At 59.4% G+C, this 6713-nt stretch carries 5 protein-coding genes; all 5 read right to left on the bottom strand.

The features are described 5' to 3' along the window. Nucleotides 1-178: 178 nt before the first annotated feature. A complete protein-coding gene (trpB, locus tag AAC035_RS16945) occupies nt 179-1375 on the bottom strand; it encodes a tryptophan synthase subunit beta (protein ID WP_339806229.1) in 1197 nt (398 codons plus the stop codon). A gap of 4 nt (nt 1376-1379) precedes the next feature. After that, nucleotides 1380-2009, bottom strand: a complete 630-nt coding sequence (locus AAC035_RS16940; RefSeq protein ID WP_339806226.1) for a phosphoribosylanthranilate isomerase — start codon at nt 2007-2009, stop codon at nt 1380-1382. Beyond that, on the bottom strand, nt 2006-2911 hold the full coding sequence (gene truA / locus AAC035_RS16935; protein ID WP_339806224.1) for a tRNA pseudouridine(38-40) synthase TruA: 906 nt from the start codon (nt 2909-2911) through the stop codon (nt 2006-2008). The genes AAC035_RS16940 and truA overlap by 4 nt, the downstream gene beginning before the upstream one ends. Before the next feature lie 100 nt (nt 2912-3011). Further along, a complete protein-coding gene (locus tag AAC035_RS16930; RefSeq protein ID WP_339806222.1) occupies nt 3012-6098 on the bottom strand; it encodes a FimV/HubP family polar landmark protein in 3087 nt (1028 codons plus the stop codon). 396 nt (nt 6099-6494) lie between these two features. Beyond that, the coding region (locus tag AAC035_RS16925) for an Asd/ArgC dimerization domain-containing protein (protein ID WP_339806220.1) at nt 6495-6713 on the bottom strand (219 nt) is incomplete at its 5' end.

Here is a 6713-nt window from a genome sequence, read left to right as displayed (position 1 = left end):
CGGATGCGGGTCACCCGCCGTAATATAAGGTATCAGCGCCTTTCTGCCCTGCCCCTTCAGCGCTTTCATAACACCTGAAATGCGACTCATGCCTGCTCCTGTGTAACACATCGGAGGAGCGGCCAGAGCCGCTCCTGTCCTGAAATAGTGATTCTAACTCATCAGACCTGCCGACGACTCAGACGCTGATGCCATCCAGCTGCGCGACGGTATGAATATCCTTGTCGCCACGACCGGAAATATTGATCACGATCATCTTGTCCGGGCTCATGGTTGCCGCCAGCTTGACCCCATAGGCGACCGCGTGGGCCGTCTCGAGTGCCGGCATGATGCCTTCAACCTGGGTCAGTGTCCGGAACCCGGCCAGCGCCTCATCATCGGTAACGGCAACGTAGTTGGCGCGGCCAATATCCTTGAGCCAGCTGTGCTCAGGGCCCACACCGGGGTAATCAAGACCGGCACTGACCGAGTGAGTGGCGGCAATCTGGCCATTCTCGTCTTCCATCAGGTAGGTGCGGTTGCCATGCAGCACTCCGGGTCGACCAGCCGTCAGCGGTGCCGCATGCTGCCCGGTATCAACACCGAGACCACCGGCCTCAACGCCGTACAGAGCCACTGATTCGTCAGTCAGGAACGGATAGAACATACCGATGGCGTTGGAGCCACCGCCAACACAGGCCACCAGCGCATCGGGCAGCTTACCGGCCTGGGCCAGGGACTGCTGCCTGGTTTCGCGGCCGATCACTGACTGGAAGTCACGAACCAGAAGCGGGTAAGGATGTGGGCCTGCGACGGTGCCAATGATGTAGAAAGTATCATCAACATTACTTACCCAGTCGCGCATGGCCTCGTTCATGGCGTCCTTGAGGGTGCGGGTACCACTTTGCACCGGGTGGACCTCGGCGCCCAGCAATTTCATCCGGTATACGTTCAGGGACTGGCGCTTGACGTCCTCGGCCCCCATGAAAACGTGACACTCAAGCCCCAGACGCGCACAAACGGTAGCAGTAGCGACCCCGTGCTGGCCGGCGCCGGTTTCCGCTATGATCCGTTTCTTGCCGAGGAAGCTGGCCAGCAGGGCCTGGCCGATGGTGTTGTTCACCTTGTGGGCGCCGGTATGGTTCAGATCTTCGCGTTTTAGCCAGATCTGGGCGCCACCGGTTTCCCGGGTCAGCCGCTCGGCAAGATACAGCGGGCTCGGGCGACCCACATAGTGGGCCAGGTCCTTGTCAAAGGAGGCCTGGAACTCAGGGTCCTTTTTAAGACGCAGGTATTCCCGCTCCAGCGTCATCAGAGAGTCCATAAGCGTTTCGGAAACAAAACGGCCGCCATAGGCCCCGAAGTGCCCCCGGGTATCCGGAAGATGGCTCAGCATTTCTTCAGTCAGTTTGATTGACACGATTAACCTCGCTCAGAAACTCGGTAATTTTGGACGCATCCTTGATGCCTTTGCGGGACTCTACCCCTCCGCTGACGTCGACGCCCCAAGGCCTGACCTGATCAATGGCGCCGGCTACGTTAGCAGAGTTGAGGCCACCGGCCAATATCAGAGGCAGCGGACGTTCAGCAGGAATAAGGGACCAGTCGAAGGCGAGACCGGTTCCTCCATAACGTTCAGGGTCATACGCGTCAACCAGCAGACCCGATGACCCGGCATAACGAATAAAGGCCTCTTCCACATCCACCTGCTGCTGCACCCGGACGGCCTTGATCCAGCGTCGACCGAAGCCTGCGCAAAATTCCGGGTCTTCATCGCCATGAAACTGTAACAGATCCAGCGACAAGGCGCCGAGCAGGCTTTCAACTTCCGCCTTGCGGGGATTCACGAACAGGCCGGTTACAGTCACAAACGCCGGCAGCACCCGGATGATGGCCTGCGCCTGCTCCGGGGTTACCGCTCTCGGGCTGGGGCCATAGAACACCAGCCCTATGGAATCGGCGCCTGCCTCTGCAGCCGCCAATGCATCCACCGGACGGGTTATTCCGCAGATTTTGGTTCGGATTCTCATGTTGCCGTCCTGTTCTTGTCGTGTACCCAGCTGGCTGGCACCTGGCGATTTTCGGCAGGCGTGAACCAGGGGCGCACAAAAGCCGGACCACAGCTGGCGGCGGGGATGTCGAACTGGGGCGGATACCCCACGTCCACCAAATACAGGCCTCCCGGAGGCGCGGTAACGCCTGCGGCATTGCGGTCGCGGGTCTGCAGCACCTCAGCCACCCACTCCGGAGGCATCCGGCCCTCCCCGACCGCCATCAGGGCGCCGGCAAAATTACGCACCATATGATGAAGAAAAGCGTTGGCCTGAACATCGATCACCACGTAGTCACCGTGACGGCTGACCCGAACAAACTCCACAAACCGCCAGGGTGAGCGGGACTGACAGCCTGCCGCCCGGAACGCGCTGAAATCGTGTTCACCGACCAGGTGCCTGGCGGCCTGCGCCATCGCCTCGGCGTTCAGCGGATGGTAATTCCAGGACACCTGGGCACCCAGCACCGCCGGCTTCACCGGACCGTTAAAGATAACATAGCGATAACGCCGGTACACAGCGGAAAAGCGGGCGTGGAAGGGCTCCGGGGCATTGCCCGCCCAATGCACGGAAAGTGAATGGGGTGATGCGGTATTCACTCCCATGACCCAGGAACGCAAGGACCGTATTGAAGAGGTGTCGAAATGCACCAGCTGATAACTGGCGTGAACACCGGCATCCGTCCTGCCGGCACAAACCAGCTCAACCGGGTGATCCGCTACCCTGGCCACGGCGGCCGTCAAGGCCTGCTCGATGGAGGCAATACCGGACTTCTGCTGCTGCCAACCGTGATAATCGGCACCGTTATATTCGAACGCCAGCGCCACACGGCCATTGCCAATGGCATTTTCAGTAGTCAGGGGCACAGGTTCAGCAAACAAGGGCGATTCCGGGTCAGACAGTTCAGTTGATAGGACTGGAATGAAGAACGCCGGCTCCCTGAGGGCCGGCGTTCGGTTCCTGACGGATGATTATACCGGATCAGGGCAGTTTTTTAAGAAGCGATTGCGCATCGGTTTTCTGCTCGTCGGTTCCTTCCAGAATGACTTCCTCGAGAATTTCACGGGCGCCTTCAGCATCTCCCATCTCGACATAGGCACGGGCCAGGTCAAGCTTGGTGGCAACCTCGTCGGTTCCGGCGAGGAAGTCAAAGTCGTCATCGTCACCCAGTTCAGCTTCGTCGATGTCGTCGATTCCCGAAGCCGCTGCCCCGGAGGTCAGGGTGTCCGACTCCGCCTGGTCAGACGCGGGCTCGAGATCATCCAGATTTTCATCCAGCTCTGGCACGTCCAGATCCGCCAGAGCATCGTCAGCGCCTGCCACGGGCGAGTCATCGTCGAGGTCAAGCTCACCTTCCGCAAAGGGCTCATCCAGCTCCAGATCATCCAGAGACAGATCGTCCTTGTCCGCGTCTTCCGGCTCTGCCACGTCATCCATCAGGGCAAGATCCTCGTCGGAAACATCCAGTTCCAGCTCGCTCAGATCCCCTTCATCGTCGGAAGCCGCCTTGTCCAGTTCGGCATCCAGCTCATCCAGGAACGATTCATCGAGATCCGTATCATCCCCTTCAAGACTTTGCTCCAGACCTGCCATTTCGGCGTCGAGGTCCGGCAGCTCACCTTCTCCGGTTTCGGTGGCCGGCTCTTCCAGATCATCCAGCTCAAGAGAACCGAAGTCATTGTCGTCAGCCGGTGAATCCGCCTGAGGTGCCAGATTATCGAGTTCATCAAACTCACCGCCCAGCTCACCACCGCTAGCGTCATCGGCGGTTTCTTCCGGCATATCGAACTCGATCGAGAAATCATCGGTCTCGTCGGACACCGATGGCTTGCCGGCGTCGGCAACGGGCTCATCAACGTCCGATTCCATTTCCGACAGATCAAAATCAATGGGTCGGTCAGCGTCGTCTCTGACTTCATCCTGGCCTGACGCCAGATGATCATCTTCCGGCAGTTCCAGCTCATCAAACGAGGACATCAGGTCGTCGCTGTCATCCGCACTGACACTGGCGCCGGTATCCGCACCGAACGTACCCTCAAATTCGTCAGAGAGCTGCTCGGTTGACCGTTCCGGCTGCTGCCGGCTGCCGTAGCTGTCTGAGCGAAGCTGCGATTCCAGCTCATCAATGCTGGGCGTGGACTCAACGTCTTCCAGACGATCACGCAGGTTTTGCGCCTCCGGCATCACCTCATCCATTTCCATAGCCTCAAGCTCGGCATACTGTTTGTCGAACGACGGCCGGTTGCCGGAGGCGGCATAGACCGCAAGCAATTTCAGACGCAGATCAGAGCGGCTCGGCTCGCGGGAAATAGCGGTTTCAAGAACCTCGGCCGCGGCATCGTGCTGTCCATAAGACACGTAGCGGTCCGCCTCTTCCAATGGTTCGCCGCCCAGGCCCTCTTCCTCGCCCAGATTCAGGTCAAAGCCACCGGCGCCACTTTCGTCTTCCTCTTCAAGCTGACGATAGAACTCGTTCTCCCTGGCCGCTGCACGGCGCCGGGAAATCAGCAGACCGAGAAGCAGCAACAGCACCAGGAATCCACCCAGAGCCACCTGATAAATGGGGTTTCCGGCAATCAGATCGATCATTTTCGCCGCAAAGCCTTGCTCCGGCTGGGCCGGTGTCACTGGCTGCGGCTGCCTTTCCTGGGGCTGACCCGATGCAGCCACGGGGTCTGCAGTAGCCTCACCTGCTGGCGCAGCGCCGTCATCCATGGCTGCTGCATCGCGACCTTCCGAGGGCATAAAGGTGTCGTCAGGGGCCCCTTCCGGCCCCCTGTCTCCGGAACCTGAATCCGGGTCGCCGGCGCCAGGCAGCGGTGCAAGCCCCTCATCCCCTTCGTCCATGTCATCGGAGAGCTGATCCGTCATTGCGCCCGGCCGGTAAGCCGATTCATCATCCGTTTCATCGGTCGCCGTGCCATCGGCTGGCATGCCGGCATCAGACTCCTGACCTGCAGTACGCTGCATCTCAGAAAGCTGGTTATCCTTGAGTTCGATAAGACGCTGCAGCGTTTCTACCTGGTCCTGCAGATCCTCCATTCGGCTGCTCAGTTCATCGTTTTCACGACGAACCCGGTCGATTTCTTCCGCAGTTACCGCCTGGCCCGCATCGGCCCGGCCATCCTGACGGCCATCACCACCAGCGGAACCATCTTCACGACTATCCTGCTGGTCCGGAGCCGCTACCAGTCTCAGCTCGGCACTGTCGGTCGTCTGTGGAGCTGCAGCCTGGCCGCTGTCCGCAGCGGTGCGGTCGGTTGCGTCAACGGCGGCGGGGCGATCCGCAAAGGCCTGGTTCTGCGCCGCCACTTCACGAACGGCTTCCGCCTGGGTCCGTTGCCGCACCTGATCCGCATCCGGTATCCGCAGCACCTGTCCGCGACGCAGACGGTTGATATTGCCGTCGACAAAGGCATCGGGGTTCAGGTCCTGCAACGCCAACATGACTTGCTGGACTGACAGGCCCGACTCTGGCCGTACCGACTGGGCAATACCCCACAAGGTATCGGAGGCACCGGTAGAGTAGGTGCCGCCCTGCTGCCCCGTGGCTGCACGGGGTGCAGTGCTGCGGGCCGGCTGCTGGGTCGGCTGCGGGGTGCGCTGAGCCGGTGCCGGCGCGCGGCTGGCAGGCGCCTGGGCTTGCTGACGAGGCGCTGACTCATCGGCGAATACCGGAGGGTCAACCAGAGCCGCGTACTCGCGCATGACCCGCCCACTGGGCCAGGTCACTTCCACCAGAAAATTCAGATAGGGTTCGCGGACCGGTTCACGGGAACTGACCGTGATGACCAGCTCACCGCGAGGTGATGTGGTGACATCAAACTGCAGACGTGTAAGGAAATAATCACGAGTCAGACCAACGCGCTGATAATCTCTTTCAGAAGCGAGATTAACAAATATCTCGTTGGGATTTATGCCGTCGGTACGGCGCAAATCGATCTCTGCATCGAGTGGTTGATTGAGATAGGACTGTAATTCAATCTCCCCCAGCCCCAATGCCTGAGCGACACCGGAACCAAGCCCTCCTGCCAGAGCCAGAGCAACCGCAAGCTTGCGTACCTTCATGCTTTTTCCTTACCAGTCTCCGTAATTCGTTACCGCATAATGAATACAGAATCGGACGAGGTTGGATGACTTCCGTTTTTTAATGTTGGATCTGCGCAAGTATTGTTGATAATGCCAGCTTTATCAATCAATCAGCCCACATCGTTGCACCAGTTCCTGATGTATGTCACGGAACTGACTGTGTAAGGCCGAATCTTCGGGGACACGCAGACTCCCGATTGGTTACTGTTCAAACAACACCCTTGCTCAGCCAGAAGTCTAGTTCAGACCGAAGGACGGGGTGGAAATGGTTATCCGAAAATAACAGGGGCGGAGGCTTATTTCAGCCACCGCCCCTGCTCATGTACCTGAAACCGGACGCAGTTGGCATTATGCCGTGCCAGCTGCGACGGTTTTCTAACGTTCCTGCAGAATCCGCAGCATACGGCGCAGCGGTTCCGCCGCACCCCACAACAGCTGATCACCCACGGTGAACGCGGAAATATACTCCGGCCCCATGGTCAGTTTACGGATCCGCCCGACGGGAATGCTCAGGGTGCCGGTTACCCTGGTTGGCGTCAGCTCGTTGATGGAGGCCTCCCGCTCATTGGGTATGACCTTGACCCAGTCGTTGCC

Source organism: uncultured Marinobacter sp. (assembly GCF_963974375.1).
Classification (GTDB): Bacteria; Pseudomonadota; Gammaproteobacteria; order Pseudomonadales; family Oleiphilaceae; genus Marinobacter.
This window is presented reverse-complemented; position numbering and strand designations above follow the sequence as displayed.